At 47.5% G+C, this 2,228-nt stretch carries 1 rRNA gene; it reads right to left on the reverse strand.

The features are described 5' to 3' along the window. Positions 1–168 precede the first annotated feature (168 nt). A 16S ribosomal RNA gene (locus J2W55_RS25710) occupies positions 169–1,690 on the reverse strand. Between the last annotated feature and the right edge of the window lie 538 nt (positions 1,691–2,228).

Below are 2,228 nucleotides of genomic sequence, written 5' to 3' on the forward strand. Positions count from 1 at the left end.
ATGGCTTCATCTTTTGGGTTTCCTTTTTTGTGTTATATAGATAAAGAGCTATCTGATCTGGGCTTTGCTGAGCTTTCGCTCATCATCGCTGATCTTATATCTCCAATCTATTTTTAAGAAATAATCATGTAGGTAACGGTTACCTTACTTACCAGGAAACTGCTCCAGAAAGGAGGTATTCCAGCCACACCTTCCGGTACGGCTACCTTGTTACGACTTAGCCCCAGTTACCGACTTTACCCTAGGACGCTCCTTGCGGTTACGCACTTCAGGCACTTCCAGCTTCCATGGCTTGACGGGCGGTGTGTACAAGGCCCGGGAACGTATTCACCGCGTCATTGCTGATACGCGATTACTAGCGAATCCAACTTCACGGGGTCGAGTTGCAGACCCCGATCCGAACTGTGAATGGCTTTTGGAGATTGGCATCCTGTTACCAGGTAGCTGCCCTCTGTACCATCCATTGTAGCACGTGTGTAGCCCCGGACGTAAGGGCCATGATGACTTGACGTCGTCCCCTCCTTCCTCTCTATTTGCATAGGCAGTCTGTTTAGAGTCCCCACCTTGACGTGCTGGCAACTAAACATAGGGGTTGCGCTCGTTGCGGGACTTAACCCAACACCTCACGGCACGAGCTGACGACAGCCATGCAGCACCTAGTTTCGTGTCCCGAAGGACTGATACGTCTCTGTATCATTCACTAACTTTCAAGCCCGGGTAAGGTTCCTCGCGTATCATCGAATTAAACCACATGCTCCTCCGCTTGTGCGGGCCCCCGTCAATTCCTTTGAGTTTCACCCTTGCGGGCGTACTCCCCAGGTGGAATACTTAACGCTTTCGCTTAGACGCTGACCGTATATCGCCAACATCGAGTATTCATCGTTTAGGGCGTGGACTACCAGGGTATCTAATCCTGTTTGATCCCCACGCTTTCGTGCCTCAGTGTCAATGACACCATAGTAAGCTGCCTTCGCAATTGGTGTTCTGTGACATATCTATGCATTTCACCGCTACTTGTCACATTCCGCCTACCTCTAGTGTATTCAAGTTCTTCAGTATCAAAGGCACTGCGACAGTTAAGCTGCCGTCTTTCACCCCTGACTTAAAGAACCACCTACGCACCCTTTAAACCCAATAAATCCGGATAACGCTTGGATCCTCCGTATTACCGCGGCTGCTGGCACGGAGTTAGCCGATCCTTATTCTTACCGTACATTCAGCTCTCTATACATAGAAAGGTTTATTCCGGTATAAAAGCAGTTTACAACCCGTAGGGCCGTCTTCCTGCACGCGGCATGGCTGGTTCAGACTTCCGTCCATTGACCAATATTCCTTACTGCTGCCTCCCGTAGGAGTCTGGTCCGTGTCTCAGTACCAGTGTGGGGGGTCATCCTCTCAGATCCCCTAAACATCGTAGCCTTGGTAAGCCGTTACCTTACCAACTAGCTAATGTTCCGCATGCCCATCTTGTTCCTATAAATATTTGATTAACCTGTGATGCCACAGCTTAATGTTATGCGGTCTTAATCTCTCTTTCGAGAGGCTATCCCCCTGAACAAGGTAGGTTACATACGTGTTACGCACCCGTGCGCCACTCTCATGAAGAGCAAGCTCCTCAATCCCGTCCGACTTGCATGTATTAGGCCTGCCGCTAGCGTTCATCCTGAGCCAGGATCAAACTCTCCATTGTAAAATGTTTTGTTTGTTCACTGACCCTATTATTAATAATAGAATCTGTATGTTAGTGAGTGGTATTCCTCCGCAGCAAATTTGCATCCGCCGCTTCCTTTTTCCTGCTCACCGTTGTATCTTTATACAGCTTCCCTTGTGTTCTGATAACTTCACGGGAGGGTTTAGTTCCCGATCGTTACACTACATGATTTTCTATTTCTTAAAAGAACTTTTCAGCTTCCCCTTCTCGGTTCCGCCTGGTATGTTTTTCACTTCTTACGTCGTGATAACTCTTCATTTTTGTCCGCCGGAATCGCTCCGGCTTCTTTCGCTTACTCGTTAACCAACGTTAACTTTCTTCTGTATCTCTTCCCGCTTTCTCACTCAGCGTTTCCGCCTTTTTTCCTTCGTTCGTTTCGGGAGTGCAAAGGTAAAAACCTTTTTCTTATTTCCAAAACTTATTTTTTTTTATTTTTCTAAGCTTCTTCTTCCCACTTTCGACCCCTATTCATTCCCTCCGTTTGCGGGTTGCAAAGGTGCAAATTACTTCTGAAATT

The organism is Mucilaginibacter pocheonensis (assembly GCF_031456535.1).
Classification (GTDB): Bacteria; Bacteroidota; Bacteroidia; order Sphingobacteriales; family Sphingobacteriaceae; genus Mucilaginibacter; species Mucilaginibacter pocheonensis.